General features: G+C 65.6%; 13 protein-coding genes. 4 read left to right on the forward strand and 9 right to left on the reverse strand.

Annotated features, from left to right (window positions below; translation table 11 throughout):
* The first annotated feature begins 142 nt into the window (after positions 1 to 142).
* Both FFS21_RS10435 and FFS21_RS10440 read left to right on the forward strand, forming a co-directional pair.
* Positions 143 to 667 (forward strand): metal-dependent hydrolase, encoded by a 525-nt coding sequence (locus FFS21_RS10435; protein ID WP_137924767.1) that lies wholly within the window; start codon positions 143 to 145, stop codon positions 665 to 667.
* Positions 668 to 820: 153 nt separating this feature from the next.
* Positions 821 to 1222: a hypothetical protein gene (locus FFS21_RS10440; protein ID WP_137924768.1), complete on the forward strand. Its 402-nt coding sequence runs from the start codon at positions 821 to 823 to the stop codon at positions 1220 to 1222.
* Here FFS21_RS10440 and treY read toward each other — a convergent pair.
* The 4 genes from treY to FFS21_RS10460 all read right to left on the reverse strand — a co-directional run bounded on the left by treY (position 1219) and on the right by FFS21_RS10460 (position 10229).
* On the reverse strand, positions 1219 to 3834 hold the full coding sequence (gene treY, locus FFS21_RS10445) for a malto-oligosyltrehalose synthase (protein WP_137924769.1): 2616 nt from the start codon (positions 3832 to 3834) through the stop codon (positions 1219 to 1221). The two genes, FFS21_RS10440 and treY, sit on opposite strands and share 4 nt — an antisense overlap.
* A 7-nt stretch (positions 3835 to 3841) precedes the next feature.
* Positions 3842 to 5803 carry a malto-oligosyltrehalose trehalohydrolase gene (gene treZ, locus FFS21_RS10450; RefSeq protein ID WP_502705165.1) on the reverse strand — a complete coding sequence of 654 codons (1962 nt, stop codon included), beginning with the start codon at positions 5801 to 5803 and terminating at the stop codon, positions 3842 to 3844.
* 40 nt (positions 5804 to 5843) lie between these two features.
* A complete protein-coding gene (gene glgA / locus FFS21_RS10455) occupies positions 5844 to 7454 on the reverse strand; it encodes a glycogen synthase GlgA (protein ID WP_249359277.1) in 1611 nt (536 codons plus the stop codon).
* A gap of 255 nt (positions 7455 to 7709) precedes the next feature.
* A complete protein-coding gene (locus tag FFS21_RS10460) occupies positions 7710 to 10229 on the reverse strand; it encodes a glycogen/starch/alpha-glucan phosphorylase (protein ID WP_137924834.1) in 2520 nt (839 codons plus the stop codon).
* 308 nt (positions 10230 to 10537) lie between these two features.
* On the opposite strand from FFS21_RS10460, the gene FFS21_RS31995 reads away from it, so the two are divergent.
* Together FFS21_RS31995 and FFS21_RS10465 are read left to right on the forward strand one after the other, a co-directional pair.
* Positions 10538 to 10708: a hypothetical protein gene (locus FFS21_RS31995; RefSeq protein ID WP_160473465.1), complete on the forward strand. Its 171-nt coding sequence runs from the start codon at positions 10538 to 10540 to the stop codon at positions 10706 to 10708.
* Positions 10709 to 10882: 174 nt separating this feature from the next.
* Positions 10883 to 12841: a hybrid sensor histidine kinase/response regulator gene (locus FFS21_RS10465; protein ID WP_137924771.1), complete on the forward strand. Its 1959-nt coding sequence runs from the start codon at positions 10883 to 10885 to the stop codon at positions 12839 to 12841.
* Positions 12842 to 12849: 8 nt separating this feature from the next.
* Here FFS21_RS10465 and malQ read toward each other — a convergent pair whose 3' ends face one another.
* The 5 genes from malQ to FFS21_RS10490 form a co-directional block, all read right to left on the reverse strand.
* Positions 12850 to 15024 (reverse strand): 4-alpha-glucanotransferase, encoded by a 2175-nt coding sequence (malQ, locus tag FFS21_RS10470; protein WP_137924772.1) that lies wholly within the window; start codon positions 15022 to 15024, stop codon positions 12850 to 12852.
* 10 nt (positions 15025 to 15034) lie between these two features.
* Complete coding sequence (gene glgX, locus FFS21_RS10475) at positions 15035 to 17182, reverse strand: glycogen debranching protein GlgX (RefSeq protein WP_137924773.1); 2148 nt, start codon at positions 17180 to 17182, stop codon at positions 15035 to 15037.
* Positions 17183 to 17275: 93 nt separating this feature from the next.
* A complete protein-coding gene (gene glgB / locus FFS21_RS10480) occupies positions 17276 to 19549 on the reverse strand; it encodes a 1,4-alpha-glucan branching protein GlgB (RefSeq protein ID WP_137924774.1) in 2274 nt (757 codons plus the stop codon).
* Positions 19536 to 22928 (reverse strand): maltose alpha-D-glucosyltransferase, encoded by a 3393-nt coding sequence (gene treS, locus FFS21_RS10485; RefSeq protein ID WP_137924775.1) that lies wholly within the window; start codon positions 22926 to 22928, stop codon positions 19536 to 19538. The genes glgB and treS overlap by 14 nt, the downstream gene beginning before the upstream one ends.
* The gene (locus FFS21_RS10490; RefSeq protein WP_137924776.1) at positions 22925 to 26242 is read right to left on the reverse strand and encodes an alpha-1,4-glucan--maltose-1-phosphate maltosyltransferase; all 3318 of its coding nucleotides are present in this window, start codon (positions 26240 to 26242) and stop codon (positions 22925 to 22927) included. Before FFS21_RS10490 ends, treS begins: the two co-directional genes overlap by 4 nt.
* Positions 26243 to 26328 lie beyond the last annotated feature (86 nt).

Below are 26328 nucleotides of genomic sequence, written 5' to 3' on the forward strand. Positions count from 1 at the left end.
GCCGGAGGCTGCTGCGAGGGGACGGCGGGTGGGCGTTCATCCTAGCATGGGGTCGGACGCGTGGAATGACGCTGGCGTTTCATGGGCAGATCTGCCAACATTGCGCCCCCTTACAGACCCGGCAAATCACCGCAGTTGCATCATGGCCTCACGAAAAGCACATCACGCCACAGGCTGGGCGGCGGCCGTCATCGCCGTCGCCGTGGCCTGCAAGCACGGTATCGGCGGGTGGCACTGGATGAGCGCGGCGGTGTTCGTGGCAGCGGTGCTGGGCAGCACGGCGCCCGACTGGATGGAAGTGGCGTGGTGGTCGAAGTCGCGCCGCCTGTGGATCACGCATCGGACCTGGACGCATTGGGGCGTGGCGTGGCTCGGTCTGCTGGCGTGGTCATACACGGCGTTGGGCACGCATGCCATTGCGGCGCCCGCATTCGGCTTTGCCTGCGGGGGCGTCATGCACCTGCTGGCGGACTGGCCCAACCCGCTTGGTGTGCCCTGGATCGCGGGGCGTCACTCGTTGAAGTTGTGGAATAGCGGACGCTGCGACCTGATCGTCGTTGCCGCCTCATGGATGATCGCGCTGGTGGTGTCCGATGACCTCTGGTTTCAGGGGCGCCACAGTCTCGTGCTGCTCCATCACCTCGGCTTGGGATCGATTTCTTTCTAAAGCCTTTCATCGAATGGCTTTCAGACAGCGGCGCGAACAATATGTTCATCGGCAAGGATGAAACGCATTGTTGTTGCAAATGCATATTGCGCCGCCGCAAAGCTGCCTTATTCTTTCCTCCACAGTCGCTCAGATTTGTTTGGAGGTAAAGCCATGAACCACACCGTGTTTGCCCAACAACCGCCCGTTCGTACCCAGGCCGATGAGCCGGTCACCGCGCTCCAGCACCAGGACATCGTGGCCGCTTTCACGGCGCAGCCCGGCGGCCCGGTGGCATTGCTCCACATGCTTTACCCGCGCACCGATGCGCGCACGCATCGCAGCCTCGACATGCTTGTCAGCGCGTTGCAGAACCACGGCCTGCACGATGTGGCCGCGCTGGTGGCGTCCGAAGCGCATTACCTCGCATTCCGCAACGCGCCGCAGGCATGGCGCGCACTCAATGAAATCCGCCATGACTCGCTGGCCATCGGCGTGCATGTCTACTACCGTGGCCTGCGCGGTGACGCTGCGGAGAAACTGCTCGATGCCGATGCGCATCGGCTGCATCACTAAGTCCGGATCAGCAACGCGACTGGCAGCATCGCGAACACATCGCGAGCGCGCAGCCATCCCGCTTGTGCGCTGACGGCATTGCCGGTCAGCGCATCCAGCCATTGCACGTCGCCATCCCCATCGCCGATGTGAATGCCCGTATCGCGCCAGCAGTGCGGCGGGATACGGGGCAGCGACGGGTCTACATGGCGAGCGGCCAGTCGTGTGACCGCAACCACGGCCTGCGCGTTGCCCTGACGGCGCCGGAAGGCCAGCACGCTTTGCGCCAGTTCGCCGCTGGCCTGCAGGGGTTCGTAGCTGCCTTGGGCGAACAGGGATGGATGTTCGCGCCGCACGGATAACGCCGAGCGGATCAATTGCTGCTTGATGCGGCCGTCGCGCCAGCGCGTCAGCCATTGCGCCCAGCCGGCGCGGCATTCGAGTTGGTTGCGAAGCCTTGCATAGTCGGGCGCGCGCCGATTGTCGGGATCGACCAGGCTGAAATCCCAGCCTTCGTTGCCCTGGTAGCGATCCGGCACGCCGGGCGCGGTCAGTTGCAACAGCGACTGTGCGAGGCCATTGAGTGCGGCACAGGGGCCGATGCGTTCGGCAAAGCGGCCGATGTCTTCCAGCACGCTTTGCGCGTCGCCCATCGCCAGCGCAGGCAGGAACGCCTCGCACGCCAACTCGTAGGCCAGGTCGGGATGTGTCCAGCTGCCATGCCGCTTGGCCTCGCGAATGGATTTCTGCTGCCACGCCAGGATGCGGTCGATGAAATCCTTTTGCGCGTTTTCCGTCGAGAGCGATTGAGAATCGGCGGGCCACGCGCCGATCAGCGTTTGATAGAGCATCAGCCGGTCCACGCCATCGGGGCCGTGTGGCGACGCCAGCAGCAGCGGGGCGAGTCGCGCTTCCCAGCCGGCCACGGCTTCGGCCCATTCCTCCGCGAGTTCGCTCAATACCGCCAGCCGCATGCGGGCATCCTCGCCACGCTTGTGATCGTGCGTGGCCACGGCCAGCATGCCGTGCGGCCAGTGTTCGCGTCGCGTCTGCATGCGAGCGTGAAATCGCTCGGGCGCCATGGCGATCGTGCCCGGATCACTGCCTACCTCATTGCGCGACAGCAGCCGGCCATAGCGATAGAACGCGGTGTCCTCCGTGGATTTCGCGGCCAGCGCGGGCATGAGTTGCTGCAGCTTCGTGCGGATGGCGATGGCGGGTTCGTCATCTCCCTCGTCGCGCAGAAAGCCGAGAATGAAATCGAGTGCGGCCGTTTCATCGGGTGCCAGATGCAGACGGGCATGGTTGGCCGCGGTGCCGATCATCTCGGCGTCGAACGTGGTATCGCGAGGATGATCGGCCGGTGTCGATGCGTAGTAGCTGCGATACACCGGGATCTCGCAGAGGAACGCGGTCAATGCATGGCGCAGTGCATGCAGTGTGAGATCGCGCGTGCCGGGATTGGCGCGCGCCACGGTGTGCAGCCGGTGGCAGACGCCATCGAATTCTGCCACGAGATGTCGCGCCAGCACCCGGTGTCGCCCTGCATGCACATAGGCCGAGAACGGACGCGCATCGCCGCTGATCTGCATCCACAGCATGTTCAGCGGCGCTTCGCCATGGGTGTCGTGCAGCACGGCGCTCACCTCGTCCATGAAGTCATAACCCGTGGTGCCATCCACCCGCCAGTTGGGCGGCAGTGGCTCGTGCTCGCCGAGGATTTTTTCGATTACGAGCCATGGATGCATGCGCGCGAGGTCGCCGGGGCGGCCCGGGCGCAGGGTATCGAGCCGCTCGCGCACGCGCTGGCAATAGCGGGCCGGGTCGGCCAGACCGTCTACGTGGTCGATGCGCAGTCCGTCGATCCAGCCTTCGCGATACAGGCGGAAGACCAGTGCGTGGACGGCCTCGAACACATCGTCGGCTTCTTCGCGCACGCCAGCCAGTTCGGTGATTTCAAAGAACCGTCGCCGGTTCAGCGTGGCCGCGCCCGTGCGCCACCACGCGAGCCGGTAGTGCTGGCGCTCCAGCAGACGATGCAGCGCGGCAGTGTCTTCGGGAAGCGTATCCACACCGGGTGGCAAGGTCAGCGGCAATACGAGATCACCGTATTGCAGCATCGATTCGCCAGCATCGTTCCAGCGCGTGGTGAAACGGCCCGCGTTCAGCGCGTCCCAGTACGGATCGCCAAGGATCGGCAGCAGCACCTTGCCGCGCAAATCGGGGTCGGGTGATTGCCAGTCGATGTCGAAATAGTGCGCGTACTCGCTTTGCGTGCCATGGGCGAGGACATCGCGCCACCACGCGTTGTGCGTGGCATCGGCGGCCATGTGGTTCGGCACGATGTCGATCACGATGCCCAGTCCCGCGTCACGGGCGCGCCGGGCCAGCGAAAGAAAACCTTCTTCGCCGCCGAGCTCCGGATTGATGCGAGTGAAGTCGATCACGTCGTACCCGTGCGTGGAACCGGGCCGCGCCGCAGTGATCGGGGAGAGATAGAGGTGGCTGATACCGAGCCCCGCGTAGTAAGGCACCAGCGACTCGGCATCGGCAAACGTGAACGCGGCGTGCAACTGGAGCCGCGCCGTGGCGCGGGGCACCCCGGCGTGAGTCAGATCGGCAGCTTCGTTCATGGCACCATCAGGCGGGATGCAGACAGGTAATGCAGCAGTGTTCGGGCAAGGTGCCAGCGCTGAGTTGGGCAACGGCGCCGGACTGGCTCGCATGCAGCATGCGACCTCCATCGCAATTGACGACCACAGGTTCCTCGCCAAGGTTAAGCCAGATCGACAAGCGGCTACCGTCGCCCAGTTGCCAGCGTGCCACCAGTGCCTTGTCCGCGAGCAGCGTCACGCCGAGCGAACGGCTGCCTTGCAGGCGCGGCATGACCTCGTTTCGACGGATCGACAGCAACTCGCCGTAGTAGTGATTCCACGCGCGGCAATAGCCGTCGGTGTCATCGCAAACCGGCCGCGACTGCTCGAAGGTTTCCGCGGCATTGGGATCGGGAATGCGCGCGGCGTCGGCCTCATTGCGGAACGCAGCGGATGCACCGAATTCACGCCGCCGTCCGTCGCGTACGGCCTGCGCCAGCTCGGGCGGATGGTCGGTGAAGTACAGGAACGGCGTGCGCGCGCCATGTTCCTCGCCCATGAAGACGAGCGGAATCTGCGGGCACAGCAATTGAAGCGCCACCGCCGCGCGCAGTGCCTCGGCTTCGGCCAGTGCCGCGAGCCGTTCGCCAAAGGCGCGGTTGCCAGTCTGGTCGTGGTTCTGCAGGAACATCACGAACGATGTGGGAGAGAGCGATGCGCTGGGCTGGCCACGCCGGACTTCGCGGCCTTGCAGGGGACCATCGCCGTCGTCGCCACCCATGCCGCTGCGATGCGGCGATACCTCGCCTTGCCATGCAAAACCCTCGGCAAGAATGCGTGCGAGGTGATGCAGGGCGGGCGTGCCGAGAGAAGCGGGCGGCGTGGCGCCGGGCAGGGCCTGCTGATACTCGCGGTAGTAGCCGTCGTGCTCGCCGGTCAGCAGCACGTGCAGCGCATGGTGGGCATCGTCGTTCCACTGCGCGTCATAGCCGGCATTGAGCAGCGCGGCGTCGTTGTGGTCGTTCTCCAGAACCAAATGCAGATATCGGCCCGGCAGGCATGCGCGCAGTTGCCTGGCGAGTTGCGGCAGCCATCCTTCGTCTTCGATAGCATGTACGGCATCGAGCCGCAGTCCGTCGAAGCGGAATGATTCCAGCCAGTAGCGCGCGTTCTCGCCAAAGAAGCGGCGCACCTCGGCGCGGCGGAAGTCGATGGCCGGGCCCCATGGTGTCTGGCGATCCTCGCGGAAGAACGCGCTCGCGTAGCGATGCAGGTAGTTGCCTTCCGGTCCGAAGTGGTTGTAGACCACATCGAGCAAGACCATCATCCCCAGTCCATGCGCGGTATCCACCAGCGTGCGCAGTTCGTCAGGCGTGCCATAGCTGTGCTCGGGTGCGAACGGCAGTACGCCGTCGTACCCCCAGTTGCGCGCGCCCGGAAATTCCGCGAGCGGCATCAGTTCGATGGCGGTGAAGCCGAGCGAAGCCAGCCGGTGCAGTTGCGCAGTGGCGCCGGCGTATCCTCCGTACAGGCCTACGTGCATTTCGTAGACGACGGCTTCGTGCCATGGGCGTCCGCGCCATTCGGTGTGACGCCACGCGAACGAATCCGTCTCGGTGGCCGGCAGGCACACCACGCTGGCGCCATGGACATCTTCGGCCTGCTGGCGAGATGCGGGATCGGGGACGATGGTGCCGTCGTCGAGCCGGAACCAGTAGCGCGCGCCGTGGCAGCACGGCGCGGCACCTTCGTACCAGCCATCGTCGCGTGCCACCATGGGCGTGGGCGGCAGTCCGGCCACTTCCACGCGCAGCGCCTGGCCCTGTGCCGCGGCATCCGGTGCCCAGAGCCGGAACAGGACCCGGCCATCGGCCAGCCTGACGGGACCGAAGCGATAGGCTTCCTCGCCGTCTTCGCCGCAAGGAATCAGGCGCGCATCGGCGCCCAGGGTTTGCCAGTTGGGTCCGGGCGGCGTGCCCGGACGCGTAGCCATCGGTGCAGCGGTCATCATGATGCGCTACCTCAAAGCAAGAGTCAGGGCGACCCGGTCAGGCCGGCGAGGGCGCCGTACCGGACTGGGCGGGAGACAGCACGGGCGCCTCGGGCATCGCCACGGGACGGCCCTTGCGCACGGTGTCCACCACCGGTGCGACGGGTTCCGACACAGGGTCCACCACAGGCAGCGTGGCGAGTGCGGGATTGAGCGCGCCATACATTGCCAGATACTGGCGCGCGGGATTCTCCCAGCCGAAATCGGTTTGCATGCCGGTGCGCTGCAGGCTGCGCCAGTGCCGCGTGCGGCCATACCATCCTAGTGCACGCGCGATGGCCGAGCGCATGGCTTCGACACTTTCGCCATCGAAGACGATGCCATTGGCGCGAGCGGCGGGCGCGGCTTCGTCGCCCACGTCGCGCACGGTGTCGGCCAGGCCACCCACGCGCGAGACGATGGGCACGGTGCCATAGCGCATCGCGTAGACCGGTGTGAGCCCGAACGGCTCGAAGCGGCTGCCATGCAGCAGCATATCGGCCCCCGCGTGCAACAGGTGCGCATCTTCCTCGCGATACCCAATGGAGACGCCCACGCGTTGCGGATACTTCTGTGCAAGCGCTACGAATGCGGCTTCCAGCCTGGGGTCTCCGCAGCCGAGTACCGCGAATTGCACGTCTGCGTGCGTATGCAGCGCGGCCTCGATGGCATGAAGCGCCACATCGGCCATCTTCTGATGCGTCAGCCGGCTACCCATCGCGACGATGGGGCGATCTGGGTCTTGCGACAAACCATGACGGGCCTGCAGTGCAGCCTTGCATGCGCGCTTGCCGGCGAGCGAACGTGCATCGTAGCGCTGTGGCAGCAAGCGATCTGTCCTGGGCGACCATGCCGAGGTATCCACACCATTCGGGATCGCGCCCAGGACATCGGCGCGGTGATTGAGCAAACCATCGAGGCCGTGTCCAAAGTGCGGCGTGAGCACCTCGCGTGCATAGGTGTGGCTCACGGTGGTCACGCGGTTGGCGTAGCGGATGCCGGCCTTCAGGAAATTGAGCTTGCCCCAGAACTCGATGCCGTCCGGCGTGAGGTAGCTGGCAGGAATGCCCAGCGTGGGGGCCATCTCCATCGGAAACACGCCCTGAAAGGCCAGGTTATGGATCGTGCAGGCCGAGGGGATGTCGATGCCGCGCGCGTGCATCAGCAGTGGTGTCAGCCCCGCATGCCAGTCGTGTGCGTGGACGAGGGCCGGTACGGGCAAGGGTGTCTCGCCAGCGGCGATGGCCGTGGCGGCGTGGGCCAGTGCCGCAAAGCGCTGGGCGTTGTCGCAGAAATCGCGGCCGGTGGCGTCAACATAGAGCGACCCGGGCCGGTCGTAAAGCGACGGGCAATCGAGGAAGACCACGTGCACGCCCGAATCGGGCAGCAGGCCATGCATGAGCCGTGCGGGACTATGGCCCGGCGGCAGTGCCATCGGCAATCGGATCGCGCCGAGACTGCGAAGATCGCGCGCCTCGGCCATCGCGCGCGGATAACCAGGCATCAGGATGGTGACGCTGGCGCCACGCTGCTGTAGCGCGATCGCCAATCCACCCACTACATCCGCCAGCCCGCCGGTCTTGGCCAGGGGATGGGCTTCCGCCGCCACAAACAAGATGTTCGCGTTCAAGGTGAGACTCCGCTCGATTGTTGTTATGCCTGGCCACTGCTTCGGCTTGATGCCCGGCCGTCCGGAGACGACGCGAGCGAACAACAATGCGAACTTTGTGCCAGCTTGCTGCACTGCGCGATGGCCGCTTCAAATCGGGCGGCGGCGGGTGGAGTGGCCCGCCGCGCCGCAACATCCGTGCAACCTCGATGTATAAGCTGCCCGCGCGGTTGTAGAAAGTGCCGCAGCGGGCAGCGCCTGCCGGCGCGGGCTTTCCTATTTGCAGCGCTCGCTGAAGCTATCGACGCCTTCCATGCTGTCCGCGATTCGGCGCGGCCCCTGGACATGGCCGCTGGACCGCCGCAGCAGGCAGACCGGCACTGGATCCACGTGCCAGACGCGCTCGCAGTATTCGCGAATGGCGCGATCCGAGGAAAAGCGGCCCGAGCGTGCAGACGACAGCACGGACATGCGCTGCCAGCGCTCGGTGTCGAGATAGGCCGTGGAGACCTCGCGCTGGCATTGCAGGTACGACGCGAAGTCCGCCATCAGCATGTAGGGGTCATGCTGCAGCAGGCCGTCGAACAGGGGACGGAACACGGCTGCGTCGCCCTTCGAGAAGAAGCCGTGCTGCACGAGGTCTACCACCGCGCGCAGTTCCGGACTGCTTTCATAGTAGGTGGACGGGTGGTAGCCGGCTGCGCGCAGCGCATAGACCTCGGTAGCGTTGAGACCGAAGGGGAAGAAGTTGTCGGCGCCGATGGCATCGCGCAATTCGATGTTGGCGCCGTCCATCGTGCCGATGGTGATGGCGCCGTTCATGGCGAACTTCATGTTGCCGGTACCCGACGCTTCCTTGCCTGCCAGCGAAATCTGCTCGGAGACATCGGCGGCGGGGTAGATCTTCTGCCCGTACGTGACGTTGAAATTGGGCAGGAACACTACCTTGAGCCGGTCGCGTACCTGCGGGTCGCGATTGACCACCTCGGCCACCGACGTCACAAAGCGGATCATCAGCTTGGCGTAGTGGTAGCCCGGCGCGGCCTTGCCGGCGAACAGGAACGTGCGCGGCACCACGTCGGCGTGCGGGTCTGACTTGATCTGGTGATAGAGCGCGATGATGTGCAGCACGGCCAGATGCTGGCGCTTGTACTCATGAATGCGCTTGACCATCACGTCGAACATCGACGAAGGATCGACGATCACGCCCGTGGTTTCGCGGATGACGTGCGCCAGGTCCTGCTTGTTGGCGTGGCGCACGGCCTGCCACTGCTCGCGGAAGCTGGCGTCGTCGGCAAACGGCTCAAGGGCCTGCAAGCGGTCGAGGTCCTTGATCCAGCCGTCACCGATGGCTTCGTTGATCAGGCGCGTCAGTCGTGGATTCGAGAGTGCGAGCCAGCGGCGGGGCGTGACGCCATTGGTGATGCTGGTGAACTTGTCGGGCCACATCGCGTGGAAATCCTGCAGCACGTCCTCGCGCATGAGCCGCGAATGCAGTTCGGCCACGCCGTTGACCGCGTGGCTGCCCACGCAGGCGAGGCCCGCCATGCGCACGTAGCGCCCGCCCTGCTCGTTGATCAGGGAAAGCCGTGCCAGCCGCGTCTCGTCGCCATAGAAGCGGATGCGCACCTCGTCGAGGAATCGCGCGTTGATCTCGTAGATGATTTCGAGATGGCGCGGCAGGATGCGCTGGAACAGGTCGAGCGGCCATTGCTCCAGCGCCTCGGGCAGCAGCGTGTGATTGGTATAGGCAAACGCGTGCCGCGTGATGTGCCAGGCATCGTCCCAGGCCAGGTCGTGGTCATCCACCAGCAGGCGCATCAGTTCCGCGATACCCACGGCGGGGTGGGTATCGTTCAACTGCACGGCGAACTTCTCGTGAAAGCGCGTGACCGGAATGCCGTGCGTGGCCAGCAGCCGCAGCATGTCCTGCAGCGAGCACGCCACGAAGAAGTATTGCTGCTCCAGCCGCAGTTCCTTGCCCTGCACCGTTTCGTCGTTGGGGTACAGCACCTTGGTAAGGTTCTCGGACGTGACTTTCTTGTTCACCGCGCCAAGGTAATCGCCCCGGTTGAAGGTGTGGAAGTCGAACGCCTCGGTGGCTTCCGCACGCCAGAGCCGCAGCGTGTTGACCGTATTGACGCGGTAGCCGAGGATCGGGGAATCGAACGGCACGCCCACCACGGTCTTCTCCGGCACCCAGCGCACGCGGTAGCGGCCCCGGTCATCGGTGTACCGCTCGGTATGCCCGCCCAGCCGCACCTGCACAGCCCATTCGGACCGCTGGATTTCCCACGGATTGCCATGGCGCAGCCACGTGTCGGTGGTTTCCACCTGTTGGCCGTCGATCAGGCTCTGGTGGAAGATGCCATATTCGTAACGGATGCCGTAGCCGAGCGCGGGAATTTCCAGCGTGGCCAGGGAGTCCATGAAACAGGCAGCCAGACGGCCCAGGCCGCCGTTGCCAAGACCGGGTTCGTCCTCGTGCGAGAGGATGTCGTCGAGGTCGAGGTCAAGCGTGGCCATGGCGGCGCGCACCTCCTCGACGATGCCGAGGTTGACGAGGTTGTTGCCCAGATGCGGACCCATCAGGAATTCGGCGGACAGGTAAGCCACCGTGCGCGATGGCTGCATCTGGTATGCCTCGGCCGTGCTGATCCAGCGTTGCACCAGACGGTCGCGCACAGTGTGCGCCAGTGCCTGGTAGAGATCGTTGCCGCTGGCGTGCCCGGGCAGCTTGCCCTGCGTGTAGAACACGTGATCGAGGAACGCGCGCCGGATCGTGGCACTCGACATCGCGGTGCGCGTGTCGTCACCATGTTCGCCGTGCGGCGCACCCGAATGGGTGACAGGGGACTGCATTTCGCGGATTGCATCTGCAGGGTCCGGCCGCAGCCGGGATGCATCGGTCATTTGCGGAACTCCTCGGCAGGTGTCAGGTGGATTGGTACTACGGTTAACAGATTCAAGCCAGTGAAAGGTGTGGAGGACCCAGCCGCACCGGGCTGGTATGGAAAATGCTCTGAGGAAGACCTTCCCGAAAGCGCTTTCCGTCGGCGTGAACGATCACGCCAATCGTTTCCCGAACTATTGCGAGGCGCGCCATGGCGACCCATATTCCGCACGATCCGGTGCGCCGGCCCGACCGCCGGCCAGACCAGAGCCCCGACCACAACAAGGAAAAGGGTGACCAGCCGGCGCGCAACTTGCCGGACAAGCATCCGCCGCCGCCTTCCGCGGTGGCGCGTACCCGTGCAGAACGTGCGAGCGGCTGACTGGTTGACCGTACCGGTGGCTGTAAAACTTGCAAGCCGTGCGCGCAGCGAGCACATCGTTGTTGCGCTACCGCCTATGATGAGAGGGTGATGCGCCGGCCATGACGCCCGCACACGACCGTTCGCCCCGCTTCCGAGAAAAGCAGCGCCCACGCCATAAGAGAGGGACCCCCCATGTCCAAACGGGAGACGGCTCGCCTGACGCCGGTTGCCGCATCGCGTCACGTGCCGCCCGCGCTGCATGGCGCAGACAGTACGATGGAAACCACGCAGTGGCAGACCTGGATCGACGCGCTGGACGACACTGCAGTCTTCGAGACCACTGCCAGCGGCGCAGTGCGCAACTGGAGCGAGGCCGCGCGCAAGGTCTTCCTGTATGACGCGGACGAAGTGCTGGGTTGGCACCTCTCGCGATTCCAACCTCCAGGGAAGGACACGACGGACACCACGGAGGCCATGCTCCAGGCGTTCGCCAACGCACGGGCCGATGGCCGCGCCCGGTTCAAAGGCTGGCAGGCCCGACGCGATGGCAGCATCTTCGTGGCGGAAACCACGTTGACTGCGCAACCCGATGGCTATGTCGTGGTCTGCCGCGACATCACGGTGGAATACGCAGCCGGAGAACAGGCCGCCAACGCCGAAGCCCGGTCTGGGCAATTGCTCGACGTGCTGGATAAGTTCGTGGCGTGCGCGGTATGCGAACTCAGTGTCGAAGGCGAAATCCGGAACTGGAGTGCGGGTGCGCAGTCGCTCTTTGGCTATACCGCCGCAGAAGTCGCTGGCAGTGCGGTGGGTGTGCTCTATCCACGGCGACCGGATGGACAGCCGGGCGAGGCGGCCTCGCTGGAGGCGGTGCGTGGCAAGGGCGAGTGGGTGGGCGAAGAACGCTTGCAGCACCACGACGGCGCCATGCTGCGTTGCGAAGTCCGCCAGGTGTTGCAGCGCGATAGCCACGGCAGCGTCAGCGGCATCCTGTGGACGGCGCGCGATATGTCGGATACCGCGCGGCTGGCCGAACTCGAACATGCGGGGCATCGTGTGCAGGCGTTCCTGGCGATCCTGGCCCATGAGTTGCGCAATCCGCTGGCGCCCATCCGCAATGCGGTGGACGTGATCCGGCTGATTCCCGTCAGCGATCCGCGCATCCGGCATTGCTCGGAAATCATCGGCCGGCAACTCCACCTGCTCACGCGGCTGGTGTCCGATCTCATGGATGTGGGTCGTGTCACCAGTGGCAAGCTCAAGGTGCAGCCTGTGCCCATTCTCTACAACGAGGTGGTGTCCGCTGCCGTGGAGGCCATGCGTCCAGCCATCGAGAATGCGGCCCAGCAACTTGCCGTGGCGCTGCCGTCCGGACCGGTGTTCGTCAACGGCGACGCAGAGCGCCTGGAACAGGTCATGTCGAACCTGCTCAGCAATGCCTCCAAATACACGGCGCGGGGCGGTGCCCTTGCGGTGACGGTCCGTGTCGCGGACGCCAACGTGATCACGTCGATCGCTGACAACGGACGCGGCATTGCGCCGGCTGCGCTGGACCGCATCTTCAGCCTGTTTGCGCAGGAGGGCGATGACACCGCGCGCACCGGACTCGGCATCGGACTGGCGCTGGCGCGCGCAATTGTCGAAGCGCACGGCGGCGTGATACAGGCCACCAGTGCGGGCGAGGGTCATGGCAGTACGTTCACGGTGATCCTGCCCCAGGTAGAGATGGACGGTGCCAATGTCCCGCGCGCCACCATGGGCGAATGCGCGGGCAAGCGCATCCTGATCGTCGACGACAGCATGGATTCCGCCGACAGCATGGCAGAGCTGCTGACCGTGCTGGGCCATGAAGCGCGCCCCGTCTACACGGGCATGCGGGCGGTGGAGCTGGTGCGTGAATTCGCACCCGATGTGGTGCTGCTCGACCTGGAAATGCCCGACATGAGCGGCTTCGAAGTGTTGCCGCTGCTGCGCGCCGCCCACACGGGCATGCGTGTCTTTGCGCTGACCGGACGCGGGACGGTCGAGGATCGCCGCCGCACGGAAGCTGCGGGATTCGACGCGCATCTGGTCAAGCCGCTGACCGTCGACGCCCTGTGCCGCGCGCTGCAATCCTCGGGTGCCGAAGGGAACGACGCCGGGGCGCATTGACATCGTCGTCATATCGCCTCGCCCCGTAGCGCGGCAATGCGGCCGCGCACATCGTCGCGCGAGAACGTGTCACGCACGGTGGGGTCCAGGCGGCGTTGCCAGTTGGGATGCGCGTCGATGGTGCCGGGCAGGTTGGGTTGTTCGCGCAGCGCAAGCAGGTCTTCCACGGGCACCAGCCGCAACGGCGTGGCGGCACGGCCCAGCCAGGCAAGGATGGCTTCCACCGGGGCGGCGTCAGGGCCGGGTTGCGCGCCACTCACCGCATTGGCTTCGCACATCGCTTGCCACAACGCGCCGCGCTCCTGTGCACGCGCATCGAGCAGGGCGGCCTCGGTGTCGTGCTCGCCCAATTGGTGCAGCCGTGCCCGCCACCGGATGTCGTTGCCCGACCACCAACCCACGATCGTGGGCAAGTCGTGCGTGGTTGTCGTGGCGATGGCCTGCGCCGGCCATTGATCGGGTGGCAGGAATGGCGCGATCACCGGTTCGGCCGCCGTGGGTGCCTCCGTTGCAGCGGGAGTTTCACCCTCCGCTTCGTCCTCTTCGCTGGCCTTGCGTTCGAACCACAGCACGTCGATGCCCAGCACGCCGCGCGCCGACAGTGCGGCGTTCAGGGTCTCCGGCACGGTCCCCAGGTTTTCTCCGATGATGATGGCGCGATGCCGCCACGATTCGATGGCGACGATCCGCAGCATGTCGTCGAGCGGATAGGTGAGATAGGCACCCTGGCTGGCTGGCGCGCCCGCAGGCACTAGCCACATGCGCGCCAGTCCGAGCACGTGGTCGATGCGCAACCCGCCTGCATGGGCGAGGTTGGCGCGCAGCATTTCGATCAATGCGGCATAACCATGGCGCCGCAGTCCACGCGGCGAAAACACTGCCACGCCCCAGTCCTGCCCCAGCGGGTTGTAGAGGTCGGGCGGCGCGCCCGCGTGAAAGCCGTTCAGGATCTCCGATTGCCGGGTCCATGCGTGGCTGCCACCGGGATCGGTGCCCACTGCCAGATCCGCAATCACACCGATCGCCATGCCCGACCGCCGCGCACATTGCTGCGCGGATTCGAGCCCTTCGGACGTCAGCCATTGCAGAAAGGTGTGGAAGCCGATGGCATCGGCATGCGTGGCGGCGAATGCGGTGACGGCGGCCGCATCGGGACTCCGCAATGCTTCGGGCCACTGGCGCCAGTCGGCTGCCGTGTCAGGCGTATCGCGCATGCGATCCGCCTGGATGGCCTCGAAGCATGCATGCGCCAACAGCGCCTTGCCGCCGCGTGCGCGGAATGCGGAGAACGCTTGCTGCTGCGATGGCGTGAGCAGCGCGTCGTGCCGATCCCATAGCCAGCGCAGCACCGCCAGGCGAAGTGCGGAGACGGCCGTCCAGTCGATCTCGGTGCGCGCTTCGGCGTCCGCGAATGGCGAGCCCAGGGCGAGTGCCGCAATAGCCTGCGCCACGGCATCGTCACCGAACACGTGTGCGGGGTCGGCGTAGAGCGGGTTGAAAAGGATGCGGCTCGATGGCGCGTAAGGGCTGTAGCGTCCAGGCAGCGCGGAGAAGCCCGCATGCAGCGGATTGATCGCCACGGCATCGGCGCCGGCCTGTGCGGCAGCTTCGGCGCACTGCGCGAGCGTGGTGAGGTCGCCAAGGCCGCGCGACGCGCCATGACGCAGGCCATAGAGTTGCACGGAAAGGCCCCATGGCCTGGTGGCGATCACGCGGCGCGGCGAATCGGCCAGTGCATCGGCTACGCCAAAGCAGCGCGGCGGTGCAATGGCGAGCGTGGTCTCCACATCGCCCAGCCGCAGATGGTGGTAGCCCCATTGCGAAACTGGCGCGATTTCCATCTCGCCATTGGCCTTGCGATGCGCGATGCCTTCGACAATGCTGCCATCTTCCAGCGTCAGGCGATACGGACGCTGGGGCATGGTGTGAATCCACGGCACGCTGACGGGCTGTCCCAGATCTGCGGTGATCAACGGCGGCAGCGGATGCGCGGCATCGTCGGCAGCCAGCCAGGCGCGCGATGCCTCGCATTCACCCGGTGTGCTGCATGGCAATTCGAGCGCGGTCAGCACCGTGTGCAGCGCGTCGTCGGACAGCGTCTGTGGACGGTTCCAGGCGTCGCGCCACTGCAATTGCAGCCCGGCACGTTCGGCCAGATCGCGAAGGGGTCCGTTGGTACTCATGAATGGCGGCTCACGATGAAGGGTCCTCTTCGCGCGGCACGGCGGCCGACAACAACGCCAGGCCATGTGCCGCCACCTTGTAGGCAGGGCGGCCTTCCGCATCGAGCGCCACGGGTTCGTCTTCGAGATCGGGCGCGGCACTGTCGAATAGCAGGCGCCAATCCTCGCCCGGCGTGGGCATGCGGAAGAACACGTCCTCATGGCTCGCATTGAGGCACAGCAGGATGACCTCGACTTCTTCCTCGCGGCTATGCGTGGCGCGACGCAGTGCGAGCGTGCGGTCTTCGGCATTTGCCCACTGATCGCTGCTGAGTTCGTTGCCATCGGGACCGAACCAGGCGATGTCGGGCAGGCCCGGTGCCGGTTGCGAGCGGCCATGCACGAAGCGGTTCTCGGTAAGCACGGGCAGTTGCCGGCGCAGCGCCAGCAGGCGGCTGACCACGCGCATCATGGGCGCATTGGCCGGACTGGCGGCATCGTCCCAGTTCAGCCACGACAGTTCGTTATCCTGGCAATACGCATTGTTGTTGCCGCGCTGGGTGCGTCCCCATTCGTCGCCAGCAGTGATCATCGGCGTGCCCTGCGAGAGCAGCAGCGTGGCCATCATCGCGCGTGCTACGCGGCTGCGTGTCTCCAGGATGCCTTCGTCGTCCGTCGGGCCTTCCACGCTGCCGTCTGCGCTCCAGTTGGCGCTGGCGTTGTCGTCGTTGCCGTCCCGGTTGTCCTCGCGGTTTTCCTCGTTGTGCTTGTGCGCATAGCTGACCACGTCGGCCAGCGTGAAGCCGTCATGCGCGGTGATGAAGTTCAGGCTTGCCCATGGCTTGCGATGGCGATGATCGAACAGATCTGCCGAACCCGTGATGCGCGCGGCCAGTTCGCCGCGCTGCCCCGCGTCGCTGCGCCAGAAGCGGCGTACGTTGTCGCGGAACTTGTCGTTCCACTCGGCAAAGCCCGGCGGATGGTTGCCCACCTGATAGCCACCAGGGCCCAGGTCCCACGGTTCGGAAATCAGCTTGGTGCGCGACAGGACCGGGTCCTGCAGGATGGCGTCGAAGAACCCCGAGTTGGGATCGAAGCCATGCGGCTCGCGCCCCAGCGTGCTGCCGAGGTCGAAGCGGAATCCGTCCACGTGGAAGTTCTCCACCCAGTAGCGCAGGGAATCCATGACCATCTGCAGCACGCGCGGATGCGAGAGATTCAGCGTGTTGCCGCAACCGGTGTCGTTGATGTAGTGGCGCTCGTCGCCGGGCACCAGCCGGTAGTAGCTGGCGTTGTCCAGGCCGCGCCATGACATCGTCGGCCCCAGCTCATTGCCTTCGCAGGTGTGGTTGTAGACCACGTCGAGCAATACCTCGATGCCTGCCGCATGCAGCCGGCGGATGGCGATCTTGACCTCGTGGTGCTGGCGGCCGGACAGGTAGAGCGGTTCCGGCGCGAAGAACGAGAGCGTGTTGTAGCCCCAGTAGTTGCGCAGGCCCCGCTCGATCAGGAAGCGGTCCTGCAGGAAGGCGTGGATCGGCAATAGCTCGATGGACGTGACGCCGATGCGATGCAGGTGGTCGATGAAGCGCGGATCGGCCAGCGCGGCAAAGGTGCCGCGATACTGCGGCAGCAGGTCCTCGCGCAACATCGATGCGCCACGCACGTGCACTTCATAGATCGAGGTCTGCGGCCACGGGTGTTGCGGCGGGCGGTCGTCGCCCCAGTTGAAACTCTGGTCGACGACGATGCCCTTGGGCATGGTCGGCGCACTATCGCGGCGGTCGGGTGTGAGGTCCGCGCGCGGGCTGTTGAGGCGGTAGCCGAACAGCGCGTCAGACCAGCGCACCGGGCCGCTGAGGGCGCGGGCATAAGGGTCGAGCAGCAGCTTGTGCGGATTGAACCGATGGCCACGTGTGGGCTCATAGGGACCAAACGCGCGAAAGCCATATTGCAGGCCCGGCTGCGCGTGCGGCAGATAGCCGTGCCAGATTTCGCCGGTGCATTCGGGCAGCGGCAACCGCTGGATTTCCTTGCGCCCGTTGCCGGAAAACAGGCACAGGTCGATACGGCTGGCGTTGGCCGAGAACACCGCAAAGTTGACGCCCAGCCCATCCCAGTGGGCGCCGAGCGGATAAGGCTTGCCGGGCAGCAGCCGATCCACCGTATTGCTCGCCATGCGCGATCCTCCTTGTTATCTTTGTTGTGGTTGTTCTGTCAGTCTTGTTGTCGTACTGCCGTGGTGTCGTGGAGTCGTAAGGCGGTGCGAGGCTTACCCCGGTGAGTCGGGCGCGGGGCGCAGGATCAGCGTTGCCAGTGGCGGCAGCGTCAATGCGAGCGAGTGGGCCTGGCCGTGCGACGGCGAGGCATCGGTGGAGACACGGCCACCATTGCCCACGTTGCTGCCGCCGTAGATGGCGGCGTCGGTGTTCAGGCTCTCTTCCCACACACCCGCACACGGCACGCCGAGTCGATAGCCCTCGCGCGGCACCGGCGTCATGTTGACCACCACGAGCACCACATCGTTGCTGTGCGGCGCGGCGCGGCGCAGATAGGCAAAGACACTGTTCTGGTGATCGTCACCCACGATCCACTGGAAGCCTTCGGACCGATGATCCATCGCATGGAGCGCGGGCAGGTCGCGATACAGCCGGTTGAGATCGCGCACCAGCGAATGCACGCCACGATGCGCGGGCTGGTCGAGCAGCGGCCAGTCCAGTTCAGTGTCGTGATTCCACTCGCGCCACTGCGCGAACTCGCCGCCCATGAACAGCAGCTTCTTGCCGGGATGCGTCCACATGAAGCCGTAGTAGGCGCGCAGGTTGGCAAACTTCTGCCAGTCGTCGCCGGGGGTCTTGCCGATCATCGACCCTTTGCCATGCACCACCTCGTCATGCGATATGGGCAGCACGAACGCTTCGGACCATGCGTAGACCATGCCGAACGTCATGTCGCCGTGATGCCAGGGCCGATGGATGGGTTCGTGCGACAGGTAGCGCAGCGTGTCGTGCATCCAGCCCATGTTCCACTTGAAATGGAAGCCGAGTCCGCCCGACTCCACGCTGGCCGTGACGCCGGGCCATGCGGTGGATTCTTCCGCAATGGTCAGCGCACCGAGGCAGCGCTCGCGCACCAGGCTGTTGAGTTCGCGCAGGAACGCCACGGCTTCGAGATTCTCGCGGCCACCGAAGCGGTTCGGCACCCATTGCCCCGCTTCCCGGCTGTAGTCGCGATAGAGCATCGAGGCCACCGCATCCACGCGCAAACCATCGGCGTGGAAGTGTTCCAGCCAGTGCACCGCACCGGCCAGCAGGAAACCACGCACCTCGTTACGGCCGAGGTTGTAGATCAGCGTGTTCCAGTCCTGATGAAAGCCTTCGCGCGGGTCCTGATGCTCGTAGAGCGCGGTGCCGTCGAATTCGGTCAGTCCGTGCGGATCGGTCGGAAAGTGCGCGGGCACCCAGTCGAGAATCACGCCGATGCCGGCCTGATGGCAGCGATCGATAAACGCGGCGAAGCGCGCAGGCGAGCCAAGCCGCGAGGTGGGCGCGAACAGCGACAGCGGCTGGTAGCCCCACGATCCGCCGAACGGATGCTCGGTGATTGGCAACAGTTCGATATGCGTGAAGCCAAGGTCGCGGATATAGGGCACGAGCCGATCGGCCAGGATGTCCCAGCCGCGCTCGGTATCGTTGACCACGCGTTGCCATGACAGGACGTGCAGTTCGTAAACGGACATCGGCGTGGCATACGGATCGGTCTGCGCGCGTTGCGTCATCCATGCCTCGTCGTTCCATTGGAACGGCGGCGCGTCGTGACCCGCACACGCCACAACCGATGCCGTGGCCGGGGGAATCTCGGTGGCCTGCGCCAACGGATCGGCCTTGTCGGGGACGGGTTGCCCGTTCGGTCCGGTCAGGTCGTACTTGTAGCGGCTGCCGCCCTGCGCACCCATCGCGCTGGGAACGAACAACTCCCAGATACCTGAGCCGTGCCGCAGTCGCATGGGGTGGCGCGCGGGATTCCAGCCGTTGAAGTCGCCAATCACGGACACGCGTTGCGCATTGGGTGCCCACACGGCAAAGCGCACACCGGCCTCGTTGTCGAGCGTGACGCACTGCGCGCCGAGGCAACTGCCGAGTTCAAGGTGGCGTCCTTCGTTGAAGAGATGCAGGTCAAGCTCGCCAAGCAACACGTGATAGGCGTAGGGATCGGTACTGATCTGCTCGCCGCCATCGGGCCAGCGTATGCGCAGCCGGTAGTCCTGCGCCACGGGATGCCCCTGCGCAAAGCCGGGCAGACGGCCGGCGAAGACGCCATCCGCATGCAGCCGCAACATATCCCCCACGGCTTCGCCGCGCGCATCCGTCAACTGCAATGCTTCGGCGCCGGGCACGATGGCGCGCACCACGATGCCGTGTTCGTCGCGATGCGGGCCGAGCACGCCGAATGGGTCGGCCAGACGGCCTTCGCGCAGGGCATCGATGACCGGCGTGGGCAGCGTGGGGGCAGGCAGGTCGAGCGTGGCAGCATCATTTCTGGCCATCGTCGTCTCCCAGCTTGCGCACCAGCCGCGCCAGTCCGCTGGCAGGCAGGTCGATCCATGCCACGCGGTTGGCCGCTTCGTAACCCACTTCATACGCGGCGCGTTCCAGCAGGAACAGGTTCAGCAACGGCGCGAACTGCGTGGCGGTGGCCCACGGCTGGCCGGCGTTGTTCATGGTGTCCTCGTAGCCATGCAGAAACGCGGCATTGGCCGTCTCGCGGAATCGATCCAGCAACGCCGCGCGGCGATCCGCCTGCGCGGGCGGCAGTTGCGAATGCGTGCGTTCCTGACGGTCGGTGCCCACCATGGCCGCGGCATAGTCGAGCGAACGCAGCAGCCCCGCCACATCGCGCAGCGGCGAGGTCTTGCGGCGCCGGAATGCCAGCGGCTGACGCGGCTCGCCTTCGAAGTCCACCAGATAGGTATCGTTCTGCGCGATCAGCACCTGGCCGAGGTGGAAGTCGCCATGGATGCGGGTTTGCAGGCTGCCCGACGCGGCAGTGGCAAGTCGCGCCACGAGATGCGGCAACCGGTTGCGCGCAGCCAGCAGGGTGTCGATGTCCTGCGCGAATGCGCCCTTGGCTTCGCTGCGGCGCGCGTCGAGCAGATCCAGTGCTTCATTCAGCGAGTTCAGTGCCTCTTCGGCCCACGCATCGGCCTGATCGTCGCCGGCGGTTTCCGGTGCGAAAGCAGGTTCGTCGGTGGCACGCGCCAGCACGGCGTGCAGTTGCGCAAGCCGCTGGCCCAGTGTGCCGACCATCGTGGCATACCCCTTCAACGCCTCGTCGAAATCTTCGTCGCTTTCGGTGGCGGGCAGTGCGTCGTCGATGGCGCGGCCCAGGTAGTCGAGCGTCCAGTCCCAGCCATCGCCCTGATTCAGGATATAGCGCTGCAACAGCATCAACGTGTGCGGCGTGCCGTCCGTGCCCGTGCGTACGACCTCACCGAGCAACGCCGCGGAATGCGTGTAGCCATGCGTGGTCAGGTAACGCGTCATCTCGGCTTCGGGATGGATGCCGCCTGCCACGCGTCGCACAAGTTTCAGCACACCGGTGTTGCCATAGGCCAGCGAACTGTTCGACTGTTCGGCGGACATCCACTGCACTGGTTCGGATTCGAGCGGCGCGTCGGCGAGTCCTGGTTCGGGAAGGAAGCGGATGATGCCGTGCGTGGTCTCGGCCTGTACGCTGTCACGCATGGCCTTGATCACCGCACGCGCATACGGTTCGACGACAAAGCCATCGGTGGCCACACCCACGCGCGCCCCGCGTCGCACGCGCGCCATCGACAGGCCATGTACGAGTTGCGACATGCCTTCGGTGGATTCACGGTCCCACAACAGCGCGACGGGCAACTGATAGCACTCGGTGCGGCCGGGCAACATCACCTCGACCTCGCAGTGCCACACTTCCTCGGTAGTGCCCACACGCGCAATGGGCCATGCATAGGCCACGTTCACGCGCTCGATCCGTTCCCCCTTCGAGGCGAACCAGCGGCGCCGCGCCAGATAGGGCGGCAGTACCTCGGTGGTCAACGCCCGGCGCGCGGACTCGGTCAGTTCCGAGCGGCCAGCGTTGTTCTGCACGACAAGCGTGACTTGATCCATCATCTGTTCCGGTGCATCCACGTGCCAGGAAGGCGGCTGCGCATCCTCGCTGAGCACGAACCAGTAGAAGCCGTAGGGCGGCAGCGTCAGCAGATATGTGAGCTGGCCGATGGCCGGGAACGGGGTGGCGCCAAGCATTTCCACGGGCACGCGGCCCGCGAATTGCGAAAGATCGAGTTCCACGGCCTGCGGGGCGCGCGACAGGTTGGCCACGCACAGGATGTGTTCGCCGTCGTATTCGCGCAGGTACGACAGCACCTTGCGATTGCCGGGGAAAAGGAAGCGCAGCGTGCCGCGCCCGAATGCGCGATGCTGGCGGCGCAGCGCCAGCATGCGGCGCATCCAGTTCAGCAGCGAATGCGGATCGCGGTTCTGGGCCTCCACATTGACGGCTTCGTAGCCGTAGAGCGGACCCTGTAGCGGCGGCAGCACCAGCCGTTCGGGGTCGGCGTGCGAGAAGCCGCCGTTGCGGTCGGGGGACCACTGCATCGGCGTGCGTACGCCATCGCGATCACCCAGATGGATGTTGTCGCCCATGCCGATCTCGTCGCCGTAATAGATCACGGGCGTGCCGGGCATCGAGAACAGCAGGCTGTTCATCAGCTCGATGCGTCGGCGGTCACGCTCCATCAGCGGTGCCAGGCGGCGGCGGATGCCGAGGTTGATGCGCGCGCGGCGGTCGGAGGCATAGACCTGCCAGAGATAGTCGCGCTCGCTGCTGGTGACCATCTCCAGCGTGAGTTCGTCGTGGTTGCGCAGGAAGATGGCCCACTGGCAGTTGGGCGGCACTTCCGGCGTCTGCCGCATGATGTCCGTGATCGGAAAGCGATCTTCGCGCGCAATGGCCATGTACATGCGCGGCATCAGCGGAAAGTGGAACGACATCTGGCACTCGTCGCCCTCGATGCCGCCATCGGGGCTGGCCGCGCCCGTGGTGTCGGCGGTGCCGCCGCCACTGCTGCCGCCGAAATACTGCTGTGCGTCCTCGGGCCACATGTTGGCCTCGGCCAGCAACATGCGTCCTTCATAGTGTTCGTCGAGGTGTTTGCGGATCTTGCGGATGACCTCGTGCGTCTCGGGCAGATTTTCGTTGCTGGTGCCTTCGCGCTCGACGAGGTAGGGCACGGCATCGAGCCGCAGGCCATCGATGCCGATGTCGAGCCAGAACCGCATCACCGACAGCACTTCGTTGAGCACCTGCGGATTGTCGAAGTTCAGGTCGGGCTGGTGCGAGTAGAAGCGGTGCCAGAAATACGCGCCGGCCTCGGCGTCCCAGCTCCAGTTGGATTTTTCGGTATCGCAGAAGATGATGCGCGTGCCGGCGTACTTCTGGTCGTTGTCGGACCACACGTAGTAGTTGCGCGCCGCCGAACCGGGCTTGGCCTTGCGGGCGCGCTGGAACCACGGATGCTGGTCCGACGTGTGGTTGATGACGAGCTCGGTAATCACGCGCAGGCCGCGCGCATGCGCCGCCGAGACAAAGCGCTTCACTTCCGCGAGCGTGCCGTAGTCGGGGTGGACGTTGCGGTAGTCCGCAATGTCATAGCCATCGTCGCGGCGCGGCGAGGGATAGAAGGGCAGCAGCCACACCGTATCGACACCAAGGTTGACCAGGTAATCGAGCTTGGCGAGCAGGCCCGCGAAATCGCCTACGCCATCGCCGTTCGCGTCGTAGAACGACTTGATGTGCAGTTGATAGATGACCGCGTCCTTGTACCAGAGCGGGTCGGCGTTGAGCAGTGCGGCGTTGGTACGTTCCGATAGTCGCTTCATGCCGGGTCTCCCGGGTTCTGTTGCGGCGTTTCCTGCGAGGCTTGCGGCGTGACGTGCCAGAGGGCGAACGGCAGCGTGTGCGGGTCCAGGCGAATACGCTGGCGCTTGCCCTGCCACGTAAAGCGCTTGCCGAACATCTGGTCTTCGACATCGACCGTCGCGTGGTCGGGCAGGCCCCATTCCCAGAGCGGAATCTCGATATCGCTTTCACGCGGCGCGCGTGGGTCCAGGCTGATGGCGGCCAGCAGCACGTCATCGCCAAACACGCCCGGACCGCCGGTATCGTTGGGCATGAAGCGCGCGAAGTACAGCACGGCGTCGTCGCTGGCGTAGTAGAAGCGCACGCCCAGGTGGCTCTGCAGCGCAGGATGGTTGGCGCGGATCTGGTTGAGGCGCGAGATTTCGGCCACGATGTTGCCGGGCGCGTTCCAGTCGCGCACGCGCAGTTCGTATTTTTCGGAGTCGAGATATTCCTCTTTCTCCACGCCGTTCAGAATCAGCGGCGCGCTCTCGCAAACCTCAAAGCCGTTGTACATGCCCCAGAGCCCTGACAGCAGCGCAGCAAGGGCGGCACGGATCAAGAACGCGGGGCGTCCGCCATCGTGCAGGAAGTACGGGTTGATATCGGGCGTGTTGACGAAGAAGTGCGGACGATAGAACTCGCGCAGCGGTGTCTGCGTCAGCTCGGTCATGTACTCGGTCAGTTCGGCCTTGGTATTGCGCCACGTGAAGTACGTGTACGACTGCGCAAAGCCGAGCTTGGCCAGCCGCGCCATCATCTTGGGCCGCGTGAAGGCCTCGGCCAGGAACAGGGTGTCCGGATACTTCGCACGGATGTCCGCGATCATCCACTCCCAGAACGGCAGCGGCTTGGTGTGCGGATTGTCGACGCGGAAGATGCGCACGCCTTGGTCGGCCCAGAACATCACCACATCGCGCAGCGCGGCCCACAGTTGCTCGCCTGCGGGCGGCGTGGCGTAGAAATCGACGTTGACGATGTCCTCGTACTTCTTCGGCGGATTCTCCGCGTAGCGCAGCGAACCGTCAGGACGATGCGAGAACCATTCGGGATGCTCGCGCAGCCACGGATGATCGGGCGAGCACTGGATGGCGAAATCGAGCGCCAGTTCGATGCCGAGGTCGGCAGCGGCGCGGCGCATCCGCTGGAAATCATCCAGCGTGCCGAGTTCGGGGTGCAACGCGTCGTGTCCGCCTTCGGCACTGCCAATGGCGTATGGGCTGCCTACATCGCCAGGTTCGGCCTTGAGGCTGTTGTTCTTGCCCTTGCGATGCGCTTGTCCGATGGGGTGGATCGGCGGGAAGTACAGTACGTCGAAGCCCATCGCACGAATGGCTGGCAGACGGCGGATCACATCGTCGAACGTGCCGTGCCGATTGACGTCGCCACTCTCGGAACGCGGAAACAGTTCATACCAGCTTGCAAAGCGTCCTGCGAGGCGATCCGCTTCCACGGGCATTGCGGTCGGATAGCGGCTCGCGAACGGACGACCGGCCGGTGTCAGCATGGCCGCGCGCATTGCGCTGTCGGTGCGCGGCGAGAGCAGGATTTCCAGGCGCAGCGCGTCGTCACCCGATGCGCCAGCAAGATCGGCAAGGATCTCGCGGGACTCTGCAATCGTGCTGCCTTCCGGTGTGTTCAGCGTTTCGGCAACGAGCCGCGCCCCTTCCTCGATTTCTAGGGCGATGTTCACGCCGGCCTTGCGTTTCTTGCCGACCTCGTCGAGCCAACTGGCGAAGGTATCGCGCCATGCCTCGACCGTGAATTCGTGACGGCCCATCGCGACGATGGGGAAGCTGCCGCGCCAACGGTCGTTGACGACGGGTGCCATGGGCGAGGCATGCCACACCTGTTCGCCGGGCGCGCGCCATAACACTGCGGCCGCGAGCTTGTCGTGCCCGTCCATCCAGATATCGGCGGTCACTTCCACGCGCTCGCCCACGGTGCGGCGCACAGCAAAGCGGCCATGGTCTGCCGTGGGAGCGAGGTTTTCGATGGCGACGCGCGGGGCGTCCATCGCAGCGGCGAGCGTGCGGTCGGTGCCCTTGGCACCGTTGCGGCGCTTGGACTGCGCGGGCAACGTTGCGGGTCGAACCGCGGGCCGTGCCTCGAACAGCCGGATATCGGCAGGCGGCAAGGTGATCGTGCTGCTGGGATCGAGCGTGGCATCGGCCTCCAGCGTGCCGCCGGGGCCGCCTTCGGTAGGGTAAAGCGTGGCGGCGGGCTGCGGTAGCGCGCTCAGCACGCGGTCCGCGCCGAACGAGGCGGGCGCGATGGGGCACGGATTGAGCACGACCGTCAGCGCGGGTGCACCCGCTGCGCCATTCGCCAGATAACGGGGCAGGCGGGCCAGGACAGTGAGCGGTGCGTCGGGGCCACTGAGCTGACGTACCGCGACAGCGGGCTCCGCGTCACGCGCCTTGAGCCAGTTGTTGGCTTGCAGGAGTTCGTGGGTCAGGTCGTACGGCGCATCGACGATGTTGTCGGGATGGCCATCCGATTGCGTGACGGGCGAAGTGTCGATGCGATGCGCATGCGCCGCGCCGGTTTCATATCCCGATGGCACGAGCCAGCCGTCGCCAATTGCGGCCGCCGTCCACAATGCGCGACGCGCGGCCAGCACGTCGGCCCCGTCCGGGGCCAGCGCGGGGGCGGCCAGTACACGGCCAAACCGGCGCAGGCGGGCGATCTCCTCCGTCAGCCAGGCGCTGCGGTAATCCCACCACGGCAGCGACGAAAATGCGCCGTCGAACGGTGCCTCGGCCAGATCGTCGAGTTGCTGCGGCGTGGTGCCGGGCGTCCAGGCGAGGAAGGTCGGGACGGACGCCGCGTCGCTGCGGCGCAGCGTCTCGATCAGTTCGCGCCAATGGCGCCCGGCCACCCGCGACGGCGCGCGGCAGCAGAAGCCGGCCACGCCAGCCGACACCGCTTCGGCCAGTTGCGCGCTCCACCACGCCACCAGTTGTTCGGCAGTGTCCGCGTCGAACCAGCGGGCGCGCACGCCGGGCAGGTGGTTGTCCGTCGCTTCGGGACTGCCCGCCGGGCGGGCATGATCCACCCAGCCGTCATGCTGGGCTGCTGCCTCGTGCGGCAGGCGATCCAGCGCAAGATCCAGCAGCGGCGCCAGACCGCGGCGCCGGCAACTTTCCAGCGCGGCGCGCAGCGTCTCGGGCGGTATCTGCGGCACAGTCCAGCCGGACAGCAGGATATGGTCGAACCCGAGCCGCGCCGCACGTTCCAGCGCTTCATCCTCGACTGCCCGGGCATTTATCAGGTTGAGTTGGCAAATCCGCACGTCACACGTCCTTGGCCGTGAGCGCCCTGGGGCAGGGTGGGCGCGGGAGAGTCAATTCGGGACAAGCATGCGAGCGGCATGCCAAC

The organism is Cupriavidus sp. 2SB, assembly GCF_005503625.1.
Lineage (GTDB): Bacteria > Pseudomonadota > Gammaproteobacteria > Burkholderiales > Burkholderiaceae > Cupriavidus.

Coding starts and splice junctions, on each gene's coding strand:
- malQ (WP_137924772.1), bottom strand. CDS start 15,024: ATGAGTACCAACGGACCCCTTCGCGATCTGGCCGAACGTGCCGGGCTG.
- FFS21_RS10435 (WP_137924767.1), top strand. CDS start 143: ATGGCCTCACGAAAAGCACATCACGCCACAGGCTGGGCGGCGGCCGTC.
- treS (WP_137924775.1), bottom strand. CDS start 22,928: ATGAAGCGACTATCGGAACGTACCAACGCCGCACTGCTCAACGCCGAC.
- FFS21_RS31995 (WP_160473465.1), top strand. CDS start 10,538: ATGGCGACCCATATTCCGCACGATCCGGTGCGCCGGCCCGACCGCCGG.
- treY (WP_137924769.1), bottom strand. CDS start 3,834: ATGAACGAAGCTGCCGATCTGACTCACGCCGGGGTGCCCCGCGCCACG.
- FFS21_RS10440 (WP_137924768.1), top strand. CDS start 821: ATGAACCACACCGTGTTTGCCCAACAACCGCCCGTTCGTACCCAGGCC.
- FFS21_RS10465 (WP_137924771.1), top strand. CDS start 10,883: ATGTCCAAACGGGAGACGGCTCGCCTGACGCCGGTTGCCGCATCGCGT.
- treZ (WP_502705165.1), bottom strand. CDS start 5,803: ATGACCGCTGCACCGATGGCTACGCGTCCGGGCACGCCGCCCGGACCC.
- glgB (WP_137924774.1), bottom strand. CDS start 19,549: ATGGCCAGAAATGATGCTGCCACGCTCGACCTGCCTGCCCCCACGCTG.
- FFS21_RS10460 (WP_137924834.1), bottom strand. CDS start 10,229: ATGTCGAGTGCCACGATCCGGCGCGCGTTCCTCGATCACGTGTTCTAC.
- glgX (WP_137924773.1), bottom strand. CDS start 17,182: ATGGCGAGCAATACGGTGGATCGGCTGCTGCCCGGCAAGCCTTATCCG.